Consider the following 21,121-nt stretch of genomic DNA (forward strand, 5'->3'; position numbering starts at 1 on the left):
CCTTCTCATGCTTTATTTACCTTTTTTTAAATAATAAAAAGTGGGATGCTCCCCGCCCTAAGTTCCCTAATTAAGCTATTGCGTGTATCTTGTTCCTCTCCAATAAATAAGCTTGATGCCATTGATAAGGGATTATCATTATCCATAACAGCAGTTACAACAAAGTCTTTAATTGCTTTATACTCACCTCTAATTTCTACTAAATTTAAATCTTTACGAAATATAACCTCCAACTCAGATGTACTATGATAGTTAACTTATTCTAATCCATTTAACTGAGATACTGTTTCTAAAGAAGAGGCTACAAGAAATATTATATTACTAGGTAAGTAAATTATTTCTGATTCGCAGCTGTGATTTTCTTGTCCTTCTATTTCAATTTCTAATTCAGGAAAAATATATCCTTGTTTGTCTGTGTAAAATTTTATAAATTCTTCACCTAGATTTCTAGAAGTATGTATCTCAAATTTATGTTTCTGGCCCCAGAAAGTATTATCTTTCCAACTAATTATCCATTTTGATACCTCGACCGTATTTTCCACTTGAAGTATATACTCAGATACACCAGCACTTAGAACAAAATCTCTCAAAAAATGATTGAAAACTTGATTAAACTTTATATCATTCTTCATTATATTTATGTGAGACATGAGTTGATCTAGTAACTTCTGCTTGGTATTAAGCTTGCTCACATCTGTCCCTTGCTGTTTTAAGAAGTCTCTAAGATGTTCAGGCGATACTCGGTCTAGTCTTCGTCTGAGTAAATGGTTCAAAAAATGTGATTGATTATTGTTCATGCTATTTGAAATTTCTAACGGATAATCATCATGAATTCTCATTGCTTTATACGGTATACGTTGGGCATCCTTGACACTTATTTTTAGCAAGTCATAATACTTAGCAAGATTTATACTTAACTATGCGTTGAACAGTCGAGTAGAAATATATCTGTAAGTATCTAGTATTTTTATACTAAAAGTTTCGATAATATATCGCATTACAAATTGACTGGCAAGTGAGGATTTACCGCCATTATTAATCAAGACTGCTTCCTCAAAAATATGATATGTATGTGGTAAAATTTAAGATTATAGTTCTTAAATATACTGATTTATAATTTATTTCTTCTTAAAAGCTACTGCGAGAGATGAAAGTACAATAGAGGACATGGTGTAACTACTCGAATAGTGATCACACCCCACCCCATCACTCCAGTTAATAGACCAAGCGCGAAAGCTTAGACTAGCACGAAAAGACAAACCACCGAAATATGCGATGGTAAAGAGCGCCCAAGCTAGGCGATCGCACCCATTCTTAAGGGAAGACTAACAGTAGGAGCGTAGCTTGCCGCCGTAGGCATCGCACCCCAAAAACCCATATAGACATCTACCATTTATGGCTACTCTAATTCCCTCATTCAATAGCTGCTCAATGCGGATGACCTCTGGCGAAAGGAGGTTAGCGCAGCGCTTGGAGGAAAAATTAGAGAATGACTATTTACTTTGGTATGACGTGCCAGTAGGTAAGAAGCAGCTACATCCAGATTTTATCGTGCTGCACCCCAGCCGGGGCTTATTTATTCTTGAGGTGAAAGACTGGAAGTTAGACACTATTCAAAATATCAACCCCTCCGCAGTCACACTGCTTACTGAAGATGGGATAAAAGAAGTTAAACACCCACTACAACAGGCCAGAGATTATGCCCTAGCAGTCAACAAGATGCTAGAAAAAGATTCTCTTTTGGTGCAGCAAGCAGGTAATTATCAAGGTAAGCTGATTATCCCTTACGGTTATGGAGTCGTGTTCACCAACATCACCCGCAAAGATTTTAACAGCAGTGAACTACCAGCCGTATTTGAAGAACACTTGGTTATCTGCAAAGATGAAATGCTACCTAGCACGGATGCAGGGGAATTTCAGCAGCGAGTTTGGGATTTATCAGCATATCAATTTGGTAAAACCTTAACCAGCAGTCAAATAGATAGAATTCGTTGGCATATCTTCCCAGAATTACGGATTACTGCCAAGATTGAGTTTGACACCGCGGCCACTAAAGAAACGCCGCAGCTGCAAATCCCCGACATTCTCAAGATTATGGACTTGCAGCAAGAACAGTTAGCAAGGAGTCTAGGTGATGGGCATCGGGTAATTCATGGTGTAGCGGGTTCAGGAAAAACCATGATTTTAGCCTACCGTTGCCAGCACCTTGCTCAAGTCAGTAATAAACCAATTTTGGTACTGTGTTTCAACGTTTCCCTAGCCGCCAAACTCAGGCAGGTTGTTCAAGAAGACCCAAACAAAATCAGTCGCATTAAAGTACGACACTTTCATGGCTGGTGCATGGATTTACTCAAAAAATACAACATTCCCAGACCCGATAGAGAGTATCAAGGTGAAGCTTATATAGAAGAACTGGTTAATAGAGTAATTACCGCCGTTGATGCCAAGTTGATACCGGCTGGCACGTATGGCGCTGTGATGCTAGACGAGGGACACGACTTTAAACCAGAGTGGTTAAAGTTGATTGTTCAGATGGTCAACCCCGAAACCAATTCTTTGCTTATCCTCTACGACGATGCCCAAAACCTCTACGGTGAACAACGCACTCAGAAATTTAGCTTTAAGAGTGTGGGCATCCAGGCACAGGGACGCACCACCATATTTAAACTCAACTACCGCAACACTGCTCAAGTGTTAGGGGTAGCCTATGAATTTGCGAAAGAAGTCATGACCCCCACCACCGGGGATGATGACCAAGTAGTATTGGTAGAACCGACTAGTGCAGGACGGCAAGGCCCCAAACCAGACCTCATCCGTTTACCCAGTTTTAAACACGAGGTAGATTACCTAGCAGGGCGAGTGCAACAATTACACGAGCGAGATATCCCCTGGAACGAAATAGCAATTATTTACCGCTCCAACTTTATGGGTGATCGCATCTATAACCACTTCCAACAAGCCCAAATCCCCATCGAATGGGTTAATGCCGACAGTGACAGCCGCAACTATAACCCAGCAGAGTTAAGCATCAAACTCATAACCATGTACTCCAGCAAAGGGCTAGAGTTCCCAGTAGTGTTTATTCCTGGCATTGGTTTTATGCCTGACCAGTACGGACACGGTACACCAGAAGAAGAAGCGCGACTATTGTATGTGGCGATGACACGGGCAATGGAGCAGTTGATTCTGAGTTGCGATCGCTCATCGGAATTTACTACTCGTTTGGAGACAGTATTAGAGAAGGTGACAACCAAAGTAAATTCTTAGAGGAAACTTCGAGCGTTCGCCATCCATCTACCACAAAACTTTTTTGCAATAGGTCTAATGGGTAATAGTTAACTTCAGAGCTTAATTTACAAAAGTAAAGTTAAACTTTCAAATCTATTAACTCCTTTTCAGCCTGAAGCCAATGTTCTACAGACTTGCCATTTGGATAGCCCATTTGTTGCCAAATTTCATAAGCTTTTAAACGGATTTTATTTTCATCTGGGCGATTACTGATAAAATGTTCACAGGAATTAGTAATAAAACTATAGGGAGCTTCTCCAAAAAATCCTGACGACCCAGAATTTCATCTGTAAAACGGGAACAATTTTGTTTGATTGGGCAATTTTGTCCTGGACACATTGTAATATCGTAAGGCATATATATATACTCTCGAAAGCAACTTATTTATAATTTAATTGGACAGATATTGTCTAGATTAAACTAGATTGTTTGAGAATAAAGTTATACCAATTAAAAAATCAAAATTAAGAAAGCCAAGAGTGATTGCTTATGATTCAAGCGAGGAAAGCGATCGCTCTCCCCATTCTTAGAGGATAAGTTAAGGATGCGTAGTTTAGCAATCGCGCTCAAGCCTAAAAACAAGCAATTTAACCAAGATAAGGATATTGTGGCGGTTTGATTTTCAATAATTCTGTCCAGTATTGTATAGCATTATGTTTGGTGGTTTCTGTGTCACGCGATTTATGAACTTTGCCTATCTCCATTATAAAATATGTAAGTTTAAGAGCAGTAAGTAAGTTCATCAACCCTACCGCTTGAAAATGTTGTAAAAATAAGTGAATAATAGTTTGTAATTTTTGTTTATGACGAAAATACATCCACCATTTCATTTGATGCATGGCAATGCTGGTTTGATAAACTAATGTAGTTTCTACTTGGGTTAATTTATCTTTAACTTGATGATAAAACTGTATTTCTTTGTCAAAATCACCTGCTTCTTGGGCTAAAACAGCATCATCAGATAATTGATAAGCCTGACTAATTAAATTACCCGCCGTTTCTGCCTGCTCTTGAGTATAACCAAGTTTCATATATATGGTAGCTGCTGCTGATGCCAATTCTGTAAAGTCTTCAGCATCATGTAACCAATAAATTTGGGCTTGTAATTCCCCTAGTGTGGCTGCTAAACTCTCATTCATCTTCAATCTAACTTTTCCTATAAGGCAATCTGATAGTGATTGACCACAGCAGTATTTTAGGTGTTAAGCGATGCCGACCGGGAGCAATGCGTCTGGTAGAGTTGACGGCAAGCTACGCTCATCATTCAAGCGAACGCAAGTAGCGTCTCGTAGAGAGTAAGCAATGACTCAATTGCTTCATCTCACCGTACCCGTACACCCAATTTTGTATCCCAATGCAGGGGTTTATCTGCTTTTTGCAGGGGAGACTCCGGCATTTGACCTACTGAAACGCCGTATTTCCAATTTGGCGGACAGATAGCAATATAACGTGCATAACCTCCTAAACCACCTTTGAATTTGGGATACCCAATAGAGATCAACGCGCCTGTTTCTGGCACCCGATCTAGATTTGCAACACCCTCTGCTTGGGTATATCCATTGTTTAACAGCCAAGCTTCTCCTTCGAGTGTTGGGGTGCTGTCTGTATCAAGGGGTTCGTGTCCGTGAAACAAGATATGGCGTTGTAAATGTAAGAATTTGAGAGCATCAAGACTCACTCCAGGAAACTTAGTTCTTGTAGCTAGTTCGGTGTTTGGCCATGATGAAGACCAGTCAGAGCGAACAAACACAACTGAGCCTTGGGGAATCCTGCCATGTTTGCGTTCCCAATCCTGAATATCTTTGACACTCAAATGGTAATTGGGGTCTAGAGCAACTTTATCTTGGATCGGAATTATTACTAGAGGACGAACAGCAAAGGTCGCTGGCAACTCATCGATAGCTGGATAGTCAGGGTTCCAGTGAGCAGGTGGATCTAGTTGGGTTCCTAGCTGATCGGTGGATAAATCGTAATGAGTTGCTTCAAACCCATCCTTTTGGTAAATGTATGGCTCACCCGTTTTTGGGTTGATGGCAGGCGCAAAGAAAGATGAACCAAAACCTGACCATACAGGAATTGAAGGAGCGATCGCATGAGTCAAGTCAACATATTTGGCTGACTTGAGCGACTGCTGATAAACTTGCCACAGGGGAGACTCACGTCTGGGCTGTACCGCGTTTACAGACACCAAACCAACACCAAACAGAACTATTAAACAAACAATTCCCCAGAAAGTTTTTTGAAATGGTTGACGCAAAAATCTATCTAGTTTTTGCAAGGTATGTGTTTGGTTATATTGCGGCAGTATTGTCATTTATGAAAGCTTATTACTTTTGAAAGCTCTAATTGTTTTACCACAAATTGCTACATTGTTTATTCTGTAACTCTTTTGGGGTATTTTATCTTAGAGCAAAGCTGCTATTTCACGAATCCTAATGAAACAAATAGTCATTCCTGTTTTATTGATTTCCCCAACCCTTAGATGTACCCAAATACGTATATTTAAAGAGCATAAAAACCACCGGCGCGATCGCCCCCAATCCCCCCACCATGACTGAAACCCAAAGCTACGACCCCAACCTAGAACACCAGTTAATAGAGCTTGGCGAGAGCATAGACCAAGCAAGCCAGGAAGCTAGCGCGAATAGTGGGGCTGACACAAAACAAACCACCCCAGACTGAGGAGGAGTGGGAAGAGTTTATGGCAGTTTGGGGAGATACTTGCGATGGTTCTGTTGGAAAATGAGCGACACCGGACAGCCCTTAAAGTAGACATCGCCCCTCATTCTTAGAGGAAACCAGAGGAGCGATGCCTACGGGGGGCGGGTACGCCATCGCTGATTTACTATTTATTTTCTAGTACATTACTAGCCAGTTGTAGCGAAGCGATGACCGAGCGCTGTGGGTTGGCTGCTGAGTTCTACAGCGTTGGGTCAACAACTGGCGATTTGTGACTGTTCTGTTCTGTTGATATCTCATTTAAACGGCAATTCAGAGAGTTGTGATGCCAAATTGCCAGAACCTTTGAACGTGGCGCTGTAACTTCAACTTTTTCTTAGAGGAAAGCCCAAGCGTAGGCGCAGCCCTTAAAGTAGACATCGCCCCCTTACACCCCGAAATCCTGCTAAAATCCCTGTATTCAATACAATAACTACCATGTCTGGCAAAGGATTTGGACAACGCCAACCCACAAAAATCGATAAAATTGTTGAATCTGCGGTGCGTTATTGCCAACAGCGACAGCCAGAAGCATTAGACCAAATTTTTGAGAATCTGCCTGTTAAGCTCAACCAGCAAGTGTTAGATGGTACGGTTGCAGCTTTAAAAAAAGACATTGATAGTCTCAGTTGGCTGTGTGGTTACTTTGCATCCGAAATTAACAGCACTGAGGACAACCAGAAGCCTCGCCATTCTATTGCAGAACTTAGCAAATTGCTCATGACATCAGGGATGGAACCTTTCGGTGATTTTGCCCCTTACCCCGGTTGTCGCATTGTTATACTCAACAATGATAAATTTGAAGCACTGCCGCCTAGAGTGCAAGGAGCAGTCAAAGAAGCTTTTGATGTGGTAGAAACCAGTGGAGAAGAGGCACAAAGGATAAATGAGGCGCTGCTACGAGAGTTGGAAGTGTAATAAATTACATAGTATAGCTGCCGGATGAGCGTAGGCATTGCTACACACATTTACGTGATTGATATTAGGTGATATTAAATGTTAATGTGCATCTTTATTTATTAAATATATTAGTTGGATTGGAATATTGTGATAACGGTATCATGCCAAATAGTAATTTCTTGAATAGTCTGATTTATTTTATCTGTATCACTATTGATTGTTTCTAAATTCAATAGACAATTCACTAAGAATCTAACTAAATAAGTCAATTTTAAAGCATCATCAAATGCTAGATTTGGCATTATTTTTTCAATAAGATATATTGAGTCTTTAATGATATTCTCTATTTTTAGGTTTTGACCTTCTTGTAATAAAAATTGTATTGTTTGTAAATTATTAACTAAATTATCTAAATTTGCTTTAGCTTCTTGTCTAAGTAAAATTGTTTGTGTTTGTGTAAAATCGTTCATAAAGTTATATTTTTGCAGGCTCTAGCAAAACCATTAAAATGTTTTCCCATTCATCGAAGAACCCATCAGGCCATCGGTCAATTCTGCCGTTTTTATCAATGCGTGGTGACACAACTTTAATAAAAGCTTGACCTTGGTTTTCTTGACGTTGGAAGTAATGTAACTGCACATCCTCCGGCTCAATTTTACCACCATGCACAGCAAGGCGAATGCCGTTTAAAATCTGGTCGCTATGAGTTTCTACCACAACTTGAACGCCACAGTTAGCAGCCAGTGCTAACAGCTTACCCAGCTTTGTTTGTGCTTGGGGGTGGAGTCCTGTTTCTGGATGTTCAATCAGAATTAACGCACCCGGACTTGATGCTAGGATTGCAACGATAATTGGTAAAACGTAGGTAATGCCGTATCCAATAGGGTCACTAAATTTCAAGTTAACCAAATCTATATCTAGATGTGCATCAACTTGGATGTGTGTAGCAAAACTTATTTCTCCCATCCATGCCTCAATTTGGTCTAGCAAGTTTGTTGATTTTGCTTGCGGGTGAGCGAGTTGAGCGATGGGAATTGGTTGACTACCATAAGTGTAGAGAAAATGTGCTGTATATTCGCCAAGCGCACCAATTTGTTTCAGTTCTCGCCTCTGGTAATTTAATATTCCTGATGCAGTTGTTGCACGTTCTGATTGAAGGTGATGAAATTCTCCGCTAAAAATGCTTGAATGATAAACATTGGCATCAACAGATTTGAATCCAAGTTCTAAAACATCAGCTTCTCTCTCTAATGAGTTGTAGATAAAGTGCCATATTCCTTTAGTTTCGTTTTTAAAAATTAGGTCAAATCCTATATAGTCTTCTTTGGCATTTTCATACAAAGCATCCTGTGCCCTACCAATATTTACCAAGTTTCCATTGAGCAATAAACCAGTGCTTTATAGTAAATTTTGCTGGTAAGATTGATGCAGCAGTGATAGTGCTTGCAACACAGAGGATTTACCAGTGCTATTATAACCAGAAAGCAGGGTAAGCGATTTGAATTCAACCAATTGATTCTCAAATGCTTTAAAATTTAGCAGCCGTAATGAGCTAATCATTAATAGTTAAAATATGGATGTTCTTCAATTTTATTATAGTTAGTTTATATCAAGCGATTTTGTAAGAATCTTGTAGTCTAACAAAGAACCTGTAGATGAAAAAATATTAAATATATTTTGTGATTTATATTTTGGATAATTAATCAAAAAAAACTAGCAATTTATCAAGATTGAATTGGAATTGTAGATGGTATCTGAAAATTTTAAAGAACTTTTTAACGTTGCAATCCAAGTAGCGATCAGAAGAAATAAAAGAATGGCAGTCTTCAAGCTTGATAACACTTATTATATAGTTGATGCTAGGGAATGGGAGAATGGTCGTGCGTATGGTCAATATATCATGACGGTAGAACCTGGGCAAAATTAAGCGTCAGGTGTTTCATATTGCTGAAACTTTTCCCAATCAAATCTCAGCGTTAGTATTTCAAATAGTGTTGGTGACAACACATCTAACTCTATAGGTTCACCAGTATAAATGACATCTGGAAAGTCTTGAGGGTGAAAGATTCCGTGAGGAATACCCTCTCCTTTAAGCCACATCTTAGCTCGATAATCGATGCGTTCTCCACTTGGTAAATCAATCCAAAAATGCGGCTCAACCTCTTGATTTTGCAAATTTAAAACCCCAAACATTGGCTGATGCTCAATGCTGTGATTAGTTAGTACGGTGTGACAGATGCGAACCATACCATCGCACTCTGTTTGAGAAGAGTCATAGGGGTCAAGGAGTTGCTGAATTCTTTCCCTTGGTATCACCTCACACTCCTTAATCAATTTCTTCGGACACGGCTAAGTTTTGCTCTTGCATGATTGGTGTCATCAAATGGAATATCTTCGTTAGCCCCTGGTGCAATGATTCTTGAGAGAAGTTATAGCCACGTTCAACAGCCATAGTTATGATTGCAGTATTATCTTTGGCACCCATTGCTTCCATCAGTTGGTCTAACAACACTTTATCTTGGAGGGCTGCTGCAAAAAATTCCATAACTTGTAGTTCGCTTTGAGCAGCATTTAGTGATTCATTCATTTTTAGACTCCTCTTGCCGAACCTCTACCACAATAACATCAAACCCTTCCCACTCCTGGACAGTAAACCCCTCTGCGGTTTCCTCTGGATACCGCCGTGCCATTTCTTGCCATGCAGCTTCTTCGTTGATTGCCCAGATGTAATGACCCTGGCGTTCTCTAAGGTCATCGCGCCCAGTGCAGTCATGAGCATAGAGGGCATTACGGGTGCAGCGATATTCGCGCATATTTTTTTTGGAAACCAGAGGTTGCACCTGCTATTTTAGAACGTTACTGGATATTCAAACTCTGATTTCCAGCCATGATTACTTCCAGTTCCTGAAAGTGTTTGTGCTGTATTGTATATGGACTGCAAAAAATCGTGCCGTTTTTCTTCCGTGTTACCCGTTTGTTGAATAAGTGTTTCGCGTAGAGGATGGTTGCTACTAATCAAAAATTCGTTGCGATTGTGCAGGCGTTCTAAATATTTGGTGTCAGGGAGTCTATTAAATTTTCCCCCTTCGCCTCGGTTACATTCTGTGGATGACAGCACCAAATTCCATACACCATCGATGTTTAGTATAAATTCGTTCAAAGAGTGAGGAAAGAAATGGTCTACATCAGTTAGGTTTTCAGAACCTGCCTCAATCGAAATATCTGCAAATGAGTAAAAGCACTTACCTTTTTGGTAGCCATTGAGGGCATCCCGGCATGAGGTAATATCTACCCGCCGCTTACCTTCGCCAAATGTAAATAGCAACTGCTGTGCTGAGTCATAGTTTACAGTTAGGAGATTGCGTGAAATATCTAAATCCCAAGCAGTTTCTACAAGTTGCCACCTTGCATCTACTTCCGGTAATAAGTTATGAAATTGCTCAGTTTCTAATAACTTAAATAATTCATCCTTAACAATAATCTCTTTGCGCTTCCTGGGCTTGTTGTAAAAGCTTATGGGTACTTGTCCAGATCCAACATTGTGGAACGCACCCAACACCACATCAAATCCTTTATTCTTCGTTATCTCAAGCAATTCGTCTTTTGCGATCGCACCCGCTTTAAACTGTCGGCACGCTTCAATAAAAGGATACGGGCGGTCAGTTCTTTGGTGTTGCGTATCACACTTTTGTATGTGTTCGACTACATACCGCGAATACGGTTCTGCTAACTCTTCCAAGGTGATAGTAGTTTTACCCTGTGGTGCTAATTCTAACAATGACTTTGCCAACGCAAATTTATAACACGCAACGTTTTTACCAAACAATATAATTGCCCGCCAGTAATCCTCTAACTTCGGGTCAATCGCCAAAAACTTTGACTCGCCCATTGTATTTTTAGATACTCATTACTTTCGGCTAAAGCCTAGCTTTTGAGTATCTGAAAACACATCAGTTGTATTACGGTTATCAGTATTAGTCAGTTAATGCTTTGTTGTAAACTATGCAGGTTGTAACTGCACGCGCATCATGACTCATCGGTATCCATTTAGCGCAATTTACCCAGCCGCATATTACGGTCAACGTGTAGCGGTTTACTTCAACCTGCATTACCACGTCTTTTCACTCAAGTCAGGGGGAAAAAGCGGGTCGCTGCTAACTCATGCTGGGGTGTGTCAACTAACCAATGCGGTGTTTGAGGTTGAGCGCAAGGGACGAGAACGTGCGATCGCTCAAGGTCGTAAAAATGTCCACGCCTATGTTGTGGGTATTTTGCAGTCGTTAGGGTGGGATCAGCTGAGTGATAACGCAGTGCGATCGCTCATAGGATTAGGCTACCAGCGAGTGACATATAACTTGCATCCCGGCCACCCACTGTTTTATTGCAAAGACGTGATGCCTTATACACCAATAACTACTGCGAAAGCGATTATTTTAAACGATAAAATTGCTCTAGCTCTAGTTGAGTAAATCAGTAAGAATTTGTGGCAGATGGCAAACGACCTATACAGTTATGTGAATTAGGTCTATGTCTGTATTGTTTCATAGTTGTAATGACGAAAAATCTCGCCTACTACGTCAATAAGTTTGCCAATCTGAGGGTATCGCGTTCTAGTGGGGTTGCACTGAATAAACCCATTTTGCTGCTATCAATTATCGAGATGATCAGCCAAGGGGAGATTAGGCAAAACCAAATTCCTTTATCGGCTGAACTCATCGCCACATTTCTTAAACTTTGGAGTCACCTGGAGCCAGTACGTAAACCGGATATTGGGCAACCGTTTTTTTATCTTAGAAGCGATGGCTTTTGGCATTTCCAACCCAATCTCGGATTTGAATTAACGGTTACATCTAAAGCAAAAATTGTTACTCCTGGGGCTATTCGGCAGGCAGTTGAGTACGCCTGCCTTGATGATGAACTGTGGTCACTGCTGCAAAATTCCCAAGACAGAACTGTACTAACCCACACACTGATTAATTCGTGGTTTAACGATCGCACACAGGATATCGAGTCATTATTGCAAGTCAACGCCTTTGCTGAACTACAAGACCAGTTGCAACGCTCCGGCGGGAAGGTCTACCAACCAGAGGAATTAGAAGATGAGCAAGCTGTAATTGTGCGAGATGGTGCGTTCCGTAAAATCGTTGTCTCAACTTACAACCACACTTGCGCGTTCTGCGGGTTGCAAATACTCGATATCAATGGTCAAAACATCGTTGACGGGTCACATATCAAACCATTCTCCCAGTTCTACGATGACCGCATTGATAACGGGCTGTCACTATGCAAAAATCATCACTGGGCTTTTGACCGCTTTTGGTTCACCATCAACGACGATTACACCATTATTGTTGCTGAGAACCTGCGGGAAGATTCACCCAACGCTAGACCAATGCGGGAATTTAGGGGCGATCGCATTATTCTCCCAGCCCAACAGCAGTATTATCCTAGACTTGATTCTCTACAATGGCATCGTGAAGAGTTTTCAAGGCGTGCTGTATGAGTAAAAAACCTAGAGGTTGGTTTAATGAAATTGTTATTCGTCCCGTTGTTCATGTAGACGGTTACGAAAGCTATGAAAAGATGTGCGGTTTTGTTGCAGAATTTTATTACTCTTCGGAGGAACAAAAGCTACTGCGCCAATTAAGAACTAACCCCAAGGATTCAAGGTATATTACCCTCTACACGCTTTTTAAAGTAGGGCAAGCCAAATGCCCTGCTTATTGGGTAAATAATGATTTATTAAGCGCATTGATGCAATCACATTTAGATATTGAAGTTGAAAATTTGCAGTGGGCAATGAAAACAGGATTTTTTATGTTGCCCAAGGGTGTAGTTCTTTCCCCAGAAAAACGTAGTATTGATGCAATTTTTTGGCATTGTGATACATCTGATGACTTACTTTATTGGGCTGCAATAGATAGGGATACCGTTTTCTGCCGCAGATTGAAAATTAGCGATAATTTAAAAAAATTTACATATACTGACACTCAAGATTTCAATCCCCAAGTAGTTACAGATTTTAATCAATATCTACAATCAATTTTTTTGCGATTAATTTTGATAATGGAATGCCGCCCGGAACTTGTAGATACAACCAGCGAAACAGTCAGGGTGAATAGAGGTTTTGGCAAAGCCCAAGCACAAGATTTTTATCAACCACTTTGGCTAGGACTTGGATATCGACTCAAACGTGAAGGGACGCAAAGCAGCGAAGGCAGTAGCGGTACACATGGTACTAAAAGCGTTCATTGGCGCAGAGGATTCTTACGCAATCAACCTTACGGAGAAGGCAGACAGCAAAGAAAATTAGTCTGGATTGAGCCTGTTCTAGTAATAGGTGGAAAAGAATCATAGGTATGAAATACTATTTTTATCGATGCTACTACAGAAGCAATTCCTCAGTAGGGTTACTTTACACCTCTAAAAACGATACAGTTCTTTTAACCACAAATCGAAATTTAGCATGGTGTAAAAAATGGAAAACCTTAGCAGGGGCTAAAAAGAATCTTGAAAAATATAATAAACTTTGGCAAGAAGAACATGAAGAAGGTTTTCTAAAAATAGAAGAAATTGAGTGGGATGGGAATAGCATATTTAATATGCGTTCTGGTAGTTGAAAACAAAATTTGACCAAAAAACCCAAAGGTTCAACCTCACTTGATGGATATAACCGCTAATAAGTTAGCGCTAACTAGTTGTGGTATATTATCAATATGAACTTAAAGCAACTAAGAAAGCGTGCGGAGCTTCGTATCCTTGATGTGGCCTATCGTCTTAACGTGGCAGAGTCAACGGTGCGTAACTGGGAGACGGGGCGGACTTTGCCAACACTGAACCCATTCGAGATGCTGACGCTTTGTCAAATGTATAAGGTATCGCTTGAAGAGTTAGCAGTGATCGCAATATCTTCTTACGAAGAACACAAGAGGAAGATTGCTAAATGACCGCAGAATTTAAACCTGAGAAAATTTCGGATATCGAGGTAGGTGATATAGTTCTTTTGCAATGGGATGGCTATGAAGGAGTTCCCAAATATTTATCTAATACTTGGGCAGAAGTTATTGAGGTCAAACGAACTAGGGTTGTTGTAAAACCAACCACGATAACTGGAACCCAATCTGTTAGGTTTCAACAAATTGCCAAGGTTTGCAAACAGATAGAAAAACCATGAAGCTGCAACGTATCGAAGCAGGTGAATATCTTACTCCTGATGGTAGGTTTTATGTCCGCAATACTTACTACTCCAACGGAATACCCGGACGGAGTAATACTAGTAAAGGATGGTTGATTGAAGATAAAAGCGGGCTTACACCGTTTCACAACGGTTATCACAGAACTAACATCAAACGTGTGGATACGCTGACCGAGGCAAAGGAAATTATTGCTTTGGTTATGGAGTGTGATCGCAACGAGAAAATATTACGTGATGCTGGATGGAGGCCGGAAGAAAACTGTCAACCTCCGGGTTTGTGTTGGCTGTCTCCCCACACTGGTAAATTGTTAACTCGAAGTGAAGCATTGCTGGAATTAAATTTGATGTCGTGATGACGAAAAAATCCATATCTGTGCAGGTTCAGAAACTATAGAGCAAATTGTTTAGTAAGGTAAATTAATGCATTTGGTAAAACAACATCTAACTTCAAACAGTGATTTATTAAAAATAATTGAACTTATCAGGCTAGAAAATTACGGTAAAGAGCGGGTTTATTTTGGGCTTGGAGATTATCAAGGAGGACGTTTAATCATTCAAATTGTAGTCTATTTCTCAGAGATTCCTACTTTAGTTCCTATTGTCAATCGTCCTGTCAACATCGATCATGTTAATGAAATTAAAGATTATGTTTTACAGCGCATCCAATCTAACAAAGCATGGATATTAGGAAGTCTCACTCTTAACGTCAACAAGAATGATATTAAGTATCAGTCACTTGGAAATCGCCTGTACATTGTCAGAGTTCCGAACGGCACCACCATGCAGATTGCTGACGGTCAACATCGTATCCAAGTGATTACAGAACTTATGGCATCAAGCAAGCATCGTTGCTTAATTGCTGATGAGCATGGTCACAGGGATAATCTTGAATCAGAAATTAGAGTATTAATTAAGCAATATGTCAGCGAACACGAACCTATTGATTAAGTTACTATGTCTCATACCTTTAAACATACATTTCACGGTAAACAATATCGTGTTCTTCTTGAGGTAACAGACTGGCGTATATTTGCACACGAAGATGTATGGACGATTGAAGAAAAACAAAGACTATATAAAGATAAAATAATTATCTCAGCTTACGCTTTACCTCAAACTATGCCTTCTAGGACACGTTTTAAAAGAATTGGTGAAAGTAATACGTGTATTTTATGGGAACAAACTAATAGTGAGCAATGTCAAAAACTTTTTACTGAAGCTTGGGAAAAGGTGAAACAGTTGACTGGGCTATCAGATGATGATCTACCTAAGAGATTTAAGCCGTATTTGAGTTAAATTTTGGACAAGTTGCAGCATTGAAAGAAATATTGGCTTTGTCTGGTGAAGAATAATTGAGCGCAGATGCAATAAGAATGTACTACGGATACCGTTGTTATACCAAAGAATATAAGCCTTTAGGTTGGCTCTACACATTCAGCAGTGACACTGAATATGCTTGGACTAACAAAGATTTACATTGGTGCAAGCGATGGAAGACCGAACGAGGTGCAAAAAAACATTTTGAACATTACAATAGTCGCTGGCAATTCAAAAGTCAAGGAGGCTATCTCAAAATTGAAGTTATGCCAGAGTTTTCTGAACACAAGTTTTCTGCTAAGTCTAATCAGCAGCGATGGAATGAAGCTAATCGTGATGCACTTTACCAAGCCCAAGAAAATTACAACCAGAAGCGCCCTATAATGTCATTTCGTCCGAAACCTGAACTGTTGGAATGGCTGGAAGAGGAACGTAAAGCAGATGATAATGCTGAACCAGAAACTGATGCAGCACTTCTAAATCGGAAGTTAGAAAAACTAAAGAATTTAGAACAACAGGGATTTTAAAACAATGAAAGCAGAAGAATTAAAAAAATTAATTATTAATATTATTCAAGAAAAGCCTAGATTTTTTGACCATGTTTGTACTAAAGATATCAAAGCTCTGCTACTAGAACATTATAATATTTCTGTAACTGAGAAAATGATTATTAAAGTGATGATGCAAGTAGTAGAAGAGGGGGTAACTAAATTTGGTGGTGATGGTTACGAGTGTGGGGATGGTAGTACACTAACATGGGCTGATGAACACGCAGTAGCTGGGTCAAAACTGACAGGAGTTCATAAGTATTGGTGGTTTAATATTTAGTTAACTTTAATTAAATTAATCTTAAATAAAGAATTTAATAATGAATAATCTAGACCGTCTGCTAGCAATATTAAAAGAACAAGCAGACTTGATTGATAAACTTAACACACGTTCTAACTTTCAATACAAAAGTATACAAAGGCTAGTTTTGGATTATGGTAAACCTTTTATAACTCAGGTAAAATCACCATTTAAAGGTGAACGTAAAGCTTGCTTTGAAAACTGTTTAAAAGGATTGTTGAGGTATCCAAACCTAAACTACTGTGAAGGATTTGCTATTAGTGATGATGTTGATATAGCTGTATCCCATGCTTGGCTAGTAAATAATGATGGAGAATTAATTGATCCAACTTGGATAGGTGAGCGATTTAAAGGTAATGCTTATTTTGGAGTAGTCTTCACCGATGATTTTGTAAGGGAAATAGCCCAAAAGACTAAATGCTATGGAATCCTAGACAACGATTTCATGAATGAACACCAGCTATTACGAGAAGGATTTCCACCTCACGCACTTCATCCCATATTTCATTCTTCTGTAAGTGTACCTGAATGAAACAGTTTTGGGTGCGCTCGTGTTATGCCATAATACTCAGTACTCTATTAATATTGCAGTAACGAAGATATGCTAGCTGGTGCAGCACTACGTAAAACAGGTTCTAGTTGGGAATTTGCATCAGAAGCAGCATTAGAAGATTTTGTTTGGGATAACCTACAGCAATTATCAGGCTTAAAACCTTTAAAACGACAATATGCTGTTAAAGGTGAAATCTGCGATATCTTAGCAGTTAATGAAACGAGACAATTAGTAATTTTAGAACTCAAAAATACTGAAGATAGATATGTTGTCCAGCAATTAACTCGCTATTATGATAATTTATTAGACGAGAAACCATTTCAAGAGCAAATTGATTACAATCAGCCTGTCCGGTTACTTGCGATCGCACCCTCATTTCATAGACATAATCTGATTGACCGCAAACACACAAAGTTGATAGTCGATTTTTTGCAGGTTACTATTGCCCAGATTCATCAAAATTTTCACTTACAACTGCAAGACGTTGATACTAATCAAACTTGGTCAATTCCGATTCACTATCAGAAACTTGATATTAGCAGTGTATCAAGCAATATTCCAGACCCACCGCAATTACTTTTAGATTGGCTAGGCAGTTGTAGCGGGGAAGAACAGCAAGCAATTATCAAGCTTAGAGATAAAATTCTTAGTTTTGATGGGCGAATCAAAGAAGAAATTGAAGGTAAAAATACCATTAGATATGGTAGGGGTAAAGCTAAACCAGTAGCCGAACTATGCTATCAAAGGAAGATTAATAAACCAGTCATTTTTCTATGGCTGCCAACTCCAAGCTCATTATTCTTTACACAAAGAAGACAAGTTATTGGCAGAATGAGGCTGTGGATGGATGGCTCTGTTGTTACCCATGTCGGTCATATCCCAGAAGGTTTTGGTCGGATGAGACTACAATCTGAATGGGATGCCATGCCACAAGAAAAAAGACCTAGACATTTGTATTGGAGCCTTTCTTATAAATCATTTTCTCCTGTAGTAATTAACACTTATAAGGAGTTAATTCCAAATCCTGATTCCCTAGAATCACTAGCAGATTTAGCACTTGGAAAGTGGTTGGCAAGAATCTAAATTTGGATAGGCTTTGCTTTTTGCGTAGCTTGCCGCCGTGGGCATCTCCCCCACACCATTCTTAGAGGAAAACCAACAGCGTAGGCGCAGCCCCTTAAAGTAGACATCACATACAAAAAAGCCCAGTCATCTCATAACTGGGCTTTCATTATCTCAATCAATCATTGTCGGTAGAGTAGTTTCAGACTATGCAGCAGGTTGTTCTAAATTAACCTTGACAACTTTGTTCTTTTCTTGCTCAGTTTTTGGCAGTGTCAAATTCAAAATGCCGTCTTTATAATCTGCGGTGACATTGGTATTTTGAACTCTAGCAGATAGAGGAATTACACGTTGGAATTTACCATAGTAGAATTCACTTCTTGTAGTGCCATTGTTTTCGGTTTGAGTTTGGGACTTGCGCTCACCGCTAATATGAACAGCATCTTGGGTGACTTGAATATCTAGGTCTTTAGCTTCGAGTCCTGGCAGTTCTAGCTTCAAATGAATAGCATCATCAGTTTCGTGCAACTCAGCAGCCGGAACTCTGATAAAATCTCTGTCAAGCCGTGCAGATGGTACTCTGGTATCTCCAAATAAGCCGTTGATGTGACGTTCAAAAGCGTTCAATTCTTGCCAGGGGTTGTAACGAACTAGTGCCATAACTCTTTCTCAGAAAAATTCAGTTCTTGTTTAATTGTTTTTGCACTTGGTTTTGTGCTTATGTATTCATAATAAATATGGTTAAAACTCCTGTAAATTCGGTTTTTATCACCAAATAATTGATGATTACCGCACCCTTGTAGGCATGAAAAAAGAGTACGGTTTACTCTAATTTGGCGGTTCGGTAAACCAGAATAATAACTATTAATACCAATAATAATCAACTAATTATTCTGCTGTTGAAGGGGATAGTGCAGTCAGGCATTCCTTATATTTTCAAAACAACAATCACACTCGCTTTACTCGCTTCGCCATCGCACTATTCAATAAGCATTTCGATTTAGTCATCGGGAAACTGCCAAGATGAAATACTTTCTACATCTTTGCTACTGCATTTAATACAAGTAACATCAAATGCTGAATCCATCCATTCATAACCGCAAGCACGACAATGACAGAAAATATTATTGCGGTTGGCATCTTTTATACCCTGATGCCATTGCTGTAGTTGGTCAGGATTTTGAAAAGGGAAATTATCAGACATTTTAATCACCACGAAACACCCTACTTAAACGGCTGCCCCCACCGCTCCCAATTTTCCTTGTTGAACGGCGATCGCCACTTTTGAATCATTGCCTGTTCTAAAGTTTGCCGTGTGCGTCGCTCTACCGGAGCATCCCACCAAAAACCAATATTAACCGCCGTCTCTATCTGATAGCGATAATGTAAGTCTCGGTAACTGCTGATGTAATCTTTACAGCCATGAGTCCCACGCCAGCGTTTGTTACTACGACAGGTTTCGCCAACATAAAGTAGCAATTCAGCAGCAGAATCAATCACAAAATACAAAGCTGCTTGCCCAAAATCATCTGGCATCCGGTAAAAAGCCATTGGTTGTAAATGCAGCGTAAACGGGTCTATCGTCTCTGGGTCACAATGCACTGGAGCTAGGTCAAATAATGTCGCCTGCTGCACTGGCTTGGTTTCCCTCACCCGTTGCTGATAGTCCAAAATCTGCGCTTTCCACTTCAGCAGGGCATCAGCACTCATCACTAGCGCCTCTGCTCTACGTGCTGGTGTGAGTTTCACTTCTGGAAATAGGTTTAGTTGATTGGGTTCCAAGGGTATTACGGGAGCGTGGCGACTAGCTGATTATCCCCCAAAACTGAATTGAGTAAACTTGTTAACGGGTTTAAGCGTAAAACTACAAAAGGACTACAAAAGCGACTGAGGTTTTACAACTGCAATATCCAATCAAAGCAGAGGTCTAGAGCAGAGGGGCAGGGGAGGAAAGAGTTGGACAATTAGTTCTTTGCCTCCTGCTTCCCTCAATGCAAAAGTTCCTAATACCGTTTGGTATTGGGAGTGGAGAGAGGCGATCGCTTTGTGTGACTACCAAAATCTCAATTGGGAGGCAAGGTAACACAGAGCGATCGCGTCACCTGACCACGCCACTGTTAGGAGAGATCACCTCCGGTGGGCGGGTAGACTATCACCAGCGTCGTCTTTGACATGAGATTCCAGAAAAACCTCACGAATCAAAGCCGCTTGTGCTTCTAATTTTTTAATTGACCAAATTGCTTTCTGCCTGAGTTCTTCACCATCGACGGAATCAGCAGAGATGGTGAAAGGCAACCAATATTGTTTGAGGGTCAACATCACTATTTGAGGTAAGTTGCCTAAACCAAAAGGTTCTGTTTTCAGATAACTAATTACCTGCCCGTCGATAGTGTCTACCCTTCGCTTAATTGAAAGAATTACTTGTTGGCTCTGTTTCATTTTTGTTATGCAAAAGTTTGTGTGGATTAATCACAGCAGCGTCGCGGGAGCAATATCACTTTGCAGAATCAAAATGCAGAACTGAATTAAAGTCTAACCGAAATATTTTCCTTTACAAACTGAGTCATAATCCCCACTAAGTCTATGTAATTAGTGGATTTTAAATAGCAAAATTGTATACCAAATCACAATTTCTCTAGGACTGTTCTAGGACTAGTCTGCGACTGCTCTAGGACTGCTGTATGACTAGTTTGGGGAATCACGGGGAGCAATTGCTAATTTCTCTACGACTAGTCTACGACTGTTCTAGGACTGCTCTAGGACTAGTTTGGGGAATCGCTATTTTTTGTCCGCAACAATTCTTCGATTAAAGAATAAAATAAACGTACCCACTACGCTTATTTTGGGTAACTTCAATTTCAGCCATTTTTGCATGGCTTTTGAAGCGAAAAAATGAAAATTTGGGATAAAAAATTATTTTAGCAGTGTTAGGTGGGATGGTTGACGCGATTGCAATCAGCTAAAATTGACTACAAAAGAACGACAAAAGAACGACAAAAGCAGATCAAGTTTCACAAATGGAATGACAACGCCCATTCACCCAATCCCTAATCTCCAATGTCTAATAGGGCCGCCAGGGGAGTAGAGCGTAGCATGACTACGGGCGATCGCCTCTTCCCCAACACCCAATGCAAAACTGCTTTAGGCGATTTTGGTAAGGGGTAGGAAGTGCGATCGCCAGAGATAGGCTTTTGGGTTTCTATAGCAGGGGTAGGGGAGAATCGCTTACAGAGGTTATG

At 40.0% G+C, this 21,121-nt stretch carries 33 protein-coding genes; 17 read left to right on the plus strand and 16 right to left on the minus strand.

Features of this window, described 5'->3' with window-relative positions; translation table 11 throughout:
* Positions 1–257: 257 nt before the first annotated feature.
* Positions 258–839 carry a hypothetical protein gene (locus tag ACFE93_RS28545; RefSeq protein ID WP_375478490.1) on the minus strand — a complete coding sequence of 194 codons (582 nt, stop codon included), beginning with the start codon at positions 837–839 and terminating at the stop codon, positions 258–260.
* 556 nt (positions 840–1,395) lie between these two features.
* On the opposite strand from ACFE93_RS28545, the gene ACFE93_RS28550 reads away from it, so the two are divergent.
* A complete protein-coding gene (locus ACFE93_RS28550) occupies positions 1,396–3,267 on the plus strand; it encodes a DEAD/DEAH box helicase (RefSeq protein WP_375478492.1) in 1,872 nt (623 codons plus the stop codon).
* A gap of 100 nt (positions 3,268–3,367) precedes the next feature.
* On the opposite strand, the gene ACFE93_RS28555 is transcribed toward ACFE93_RS28550, so the two are convergent.
* The 3 genes from ACFE93_RS28555 to ACFE93_RS28565 all read right to left on the minus strand — a co-directional run bounded on the left by ACFE93_RS28555 (position 3,368) and on the right by ACFE93_RS28565 (position 5,602).
* Entirely contained in the window at positions 3,368–3,526 is a 159-nt protein-coding gene (locus ACFE93_RS28555; protein ID WP_375478550.1) for a DUF2934 domain-containing protein, read from the minus strand.
* 349 nt (positions 3,527–3,875) lie between these two features.
* The gene (locus ACFE93_RS28560; RefSeq protein WP_375478494.1) at positions 3,876–4,427 is read right to left on the minus strand and encodes a hypothetical protein; all 552 of its coding nucleotides are present in this window, start codon (positions 4,425–4,427) and stop codon (positions 3,876–3,878) included.
* 182 nt (positions 4,428–4,609) lie between these two features.
* Complete coding sequence (locus tag ACFE93_RS28565; protein WP_375478496.1) at positions 4,610–5,602, minus strand: cyclase family protein; 993 nt, start codon at positions 5,600–5,602, stop codon at positions 4,610–4,612.
* 236 nt (positions 5,603–5,838) lie between these two features.
* Here ACFE93_RS28565 and ACFE93_RS28570 point away from each other — a divergent pair, with 236 nt between their 5' ends.
* Positions 5,839–5,970: a hypothetical protein gene (locus ACFE93_RS28570; RefSeq protein ID WP_375478498.1), complete on the plus strand. Its 132-nt coding sequence runs from the start codon at positions 5,839–5,841 to the stop codon at positions 5,968–5,970.
* A gap of 474 nt (positions 5,971–6,444) precedes the next feature.
* Positions 6,445–6,924 carry a hypothetical protein gene (locus ACFE93_RS28575; protein ID WP_375478500.1) on the plus strand — a complete coding sequence of 160 codons (480 nt, stop codon included), beginning with the start codon at positions 6,445–6,447 and terminating at the stop codon, positions 6,922–6,924.
* A gap of 110 nt (positions 6,925–7,034) precedes the next feature.
* Here the strand turns inward: ACFE93_RS28575 and ACFE93_RS28580 are convergent, their stop codons facing one another.
* The 3 genes from ACFE93_RS28580 to ACFE93_RS28590 are packed head-to-tail and all read right to left on the minus strand — an operon-like array spanning position 7,035 to position 8,466.
* The gene (locus ACFE93_RS28580) at positions 7,035–7,376 is read right to left on the minus strand and encodes a hypothetical protein (RefSeq protein ID WP_375478502.1); all 342 of its coding nucleotides are present in this window, start codon (positions 7,374–7,376) and stop codon (positions 7,035–7,037) included.
* Between the two features lie 4 nt (positions 7,377–7,380).
* The gene (locus ACFE93_RS28585; protein WP_375478504.1) at positions 7,381–8,292 is read right to left on the minus strand and encodes a DUF3696 domain-containing protein; all 912 of its coding nucleotides are present in this window, start codon (positions 8,290–8,292) and stop codon (positions 7,381–7,383) included.
* Positions 8,293–8,304: 12 nt separating this feature from the next.
* Entirely contained in the window at positions 8,305–8,466 is a 162-nt protein-coding gene (locus tag ACFE93_RS28590; protein ID WP_375478506.1) for an AAA family ATPase, read from the minus strand.
* Positions 8,467–8,653: 187 nt separating this feature from the next.
* Between ACFE93_RS28590 and ACFE93_RS28595 the strand changes: the two genes are divergently transcribed.
* A complete protein-coding gene (locus ACFE93_RS28595; RefSeq protein WP_375478508.1) occupies positions 8,654–8,833 on the plus strand; it encodes a hypothetical protein in 180 nt (59 codons plus the stop codon).
* Here the strand turns inward: ACFE93_RS28595 and ACFE93_RS28600 are convergent.
* The 4 genes from ACFE93_RS28600 to ACFE93_RS28615 are packed head-to-tail and all read right to left on the minus strand — an operon-like array spanning position 8,830 to position 10,795.
* Positions 8,830–9,222, minus strand: coding sequence for a hypothetical protein (locus ACFE93_RS28600; RefSeq protein WP_375478510.1), 393 nt, complete (start codon positions 9,220–9,222; stop codon positions 8,830–8,832). The genes ACFE93_RS28595 and ACFE93_RS28600 overlap by 4 nt on opposite strands.
* Before the next feature lie 10 nt (positions 9,223–9,232).
* The gene (locus ACFE93_RS28605; protein ID WP_375478512.1) at positions 9,233–9,493 is read right to left on the minus strand and encodes a Nif11-like leader peptide family natural product precursor; all 261 of its coding nucleotides are present in this window, start codon (positions 9,491–9,493) and stop codon (positions 9,233–9,235) included.
* Complete coding sequence (locus tag ACFE93_RS28610; protein WP_375478514.1) at positions 9,486–9,719, minus strand: hypothetical protein; 234 nt, start codon at positions 9,717–9,719, stop codon at positions 9,486–9,488. The genes ACFE93_RS28605 and ACFE93_RS28610 overlap by 8 nt, the downstream gene beginning before the upstream one ends.
* 35 nt (positions 9,720–9,754) lie before the next feature.
* On the minus strand, positions 9,755–10,795 hold the full coding sequence (locus ACFE93_RS28615; protein ID WP_375478516.1) for an HNH endonuclease domain-containing protein: 1,041 nt from the start codon (positions 10,793–10,795) through the stop codon (positions 9,755–9,757).
* Between the two features lie 139 nt (positions 10,796–10,934).
* On the opposite strand from ACFE93_RS28615, the gene ACFE93_RS28620 reads away from it, so the two are divergent.
* The 13 genes from ACFE93_RS28620 (at position 10,935) to ACFE93_RS28680 (ending at position 17,903) form a co-directional block, all read left to right on the plus strand.
* Positions 10,935–11,375 (plus strand): hypothetical protein, encoded by a 441-nt coding sequence (locus ACFE93_RS28620; RefSeq protein ID WP_375478518.1) that lies wholly within the window; start codon positions 10,935–10,937, stop codon positions 11,373–11,375.
* A gap of 83 nt (positions 11,376–11,458) precedes the next feature.
* Entirely contained in the window at positions 11,459–12,409 is a 951-nt protein-coding gene (locus ACFE93_RS28625; RefSeq protein WP_375478520.1) for an HNH endonuclease, read from the plus strand.
* Entirely contained in the window at positions 12,406–13,263 is an 858-nt protein-coding gene (locus tag ACFE93_RS28630) for a hypothetical protein (RefSeq protein ID WP_375478522.1), read from the plus strand. Before ACFE93_RS28625 ends, ACFE93_RS28630 begins: the two co-directional genes overlap by 4 nt.
* Positions 13,264–13,265: 2 nt before the next feature.
* Positions 13,266–13,526, plus strand: coding sequence for a hypothetical protein (locus ACFE93_RS28635; protein WP_375478524.1), 261 nt, complete (start codon positions 13,266–13,268; stop codon positions 13,524–13,526).
* 96 nt (positions 13,527–13,622) lie between these two features.
* Positions 13,623–13,853: a helix-turn-helix transcriptional regulator gene (locus ACFE93_RS28640; protein ID WP_375478526.1), complete on the plus strand. Its 231-nt coding sequence runs from the start codon at positions 13,623–13,625 to the stop codon at positions 13,851–13,853.
* Positions 13,850–14,080 (plus strand): hypothetical protein, encoded by a 231-nt coding sequence (locus ACFE93_RS28645; RefSeq protein ID WP_375478528.1) that lies wholly within the window; start codon positions 13,850–13,852, stop codon positions 14,078–14,080. The genes ACFE93_RS28640 and ACFE93_RS28645 overlap by 4 nt, the downstream gene beginning before the upstream one ends.
* Positions 14,077–14,454, plus strand: coding sequence for a hypothetical protein (locus ACFE93_RS28650; protein WP_375478530.1), 378 nt, complete (start codon positions 14,077–14,079; stop codon positions 14,452–14,454). The genes ACFE93_RS28645 and ACFE93_RS28650 overlap by 4 nt, the downstream gene beginning before the upstream one ends.
* Before the next feature lie 67 nt (positions 14,455–14,521).
* Positions 14,522–15,049: a DNA sulfur modification protein DndB gene (locus tag ACFE93_RS28655; RefSeq protein ID WP_375478532.1), complete on the plus strand. Its 528-nt coding sequence runs from the start codon at positions 14,522–14,524 to the stop codon at positions 15,047–15,049.
* 6 nt (positions 15,050–15,055) lie between these two features.
* Complete coding sequence (locus tag ACFE93_RS28660; protein ID WP_375478534.1) at positions 15,056–15,397, plus strand: hypothetical protein; 342 nt, start codon at positions 15,056–15,058, stop codon at positions 15,395–15,397.
* A gap of 77 nt (positions 15,398–15,474) precedes the next feature.
* A complete protein-coding gene (locus ACFE93_RS28665; protein WP_375478536.1) occupies positions 15,475–15,945 on the plus strand; it encodes a hypothetical protein in 471 nt (156 codons plus the stop codon).
* A 4-nt stretch (positions 15,946–15,949) separates the two neighbouring features.
* Positions 15,950–16,246: a hypothetical protein gene (locus ACFE93_RS28670; RefSeq protein WP_375478538.1), complete on the plus strand. Its 297-nt coding sequence runs from the start codon at positions 15,950–15,952 to the stop codon at positions 16,244–16,246.
* Positions 16,247–16,286: 40 nt separating this feature from the next.
* Positions 16,287–16,799 (plus strand): hypothetical protein, encoded by a 513-nt coding sequence (locus tag ACFE93_RS28675; RefSeq protein ID WP_375478540.1) that lies wholly within the window; start codon positions 16,287–16,289, stop codon positions 16,797–16,799.
* A gap of 69 nt (positions 16,800–16,868) precedes the next feature.
* Positions 16,869–17,903 carry an endonuclease NucS domain-containing protein gene (locus ACFE93_RS28680; protein WP_375478542.1) on the plus strand — a complete coding sequence of 345 codons (1,035 nt, stop codon included), beginning with the start codon at positions 16,869–16,871 and terminating at the stop codon, positions 17,901–17,903.
* A 186-nt stretch (positions 17,904–18,089) separates the two neighbouring features.
* Here ACFE93_RS28680 and ACFE93_RS28685 read toward each other — a convergent pair whose 3' ends face one another.
* The 5 genes from ACFE93_RS28685 to ACFE93_RS28705 form a co-directional block, all read right to left on the minus strand.
* On the minus strand, positions 18,090–18,542 hold the full coding sequence (locus ACFE93_RS28685; protein ID WP_375478544.1) for an Hsp20/alpha crystallin family protein: 453 nt from the start codon (positions 18,540–18,542) through the stop codon (positions 18,090–18,092).
* Between the two features lie 340 nt (positions 18,543–18,882).
* The gene (locus ACFE93_RS28690; RefSeq protein WP_375478546.1) at positions 18,883–19,086 is read right to left on the minus strand and encodes a hypothetical protein; all 204 of its coding nucleotides are present in this window, start codon (positions 19,084–19,086) and stop codon (positions 18,883–18,885) included.
* A gap of 20 nt (positions 19,087–19,106) precedes the next feature.
* Entirely contained in the window at positions 19,107–19,592 is a 486-nt protein-coding gene (locus ACFE93_RS28695) for a GIY-YIG nuclease family protein (RefSeq protein WP_375478552.1), read from the minus strand.
* Positions 19,593–20,009: 417 nt separating this feature from the next.
* A complete protein-coding gene (locus tag ACFE93_RS28700; RefSeq protein WP_334714358.1) occupies positions 20,010–20,321 on the minus strand; it encodes a hypothetical protein in 312 nt (103 codons plus the stop codon).
* Positions 20,322–20,929: 608 nt separating this feature from the next.
* The coding region (locus ACFE93_RS28705; RefSeq protein ID WP_375478548.1) for a hypothetical protein at positions 20,930–21,121 on the minus strand (192 nt) is incomplete at its 5' end.

It is taken from the genome of uncultured Nostoc sp. (genome assembly GCF_964247315.1).
GTDB lineage: Bacteria > Cyanobacteriota > Cyanobacteriia > Cyanobacteriales > Nostocaceae > Nostoc.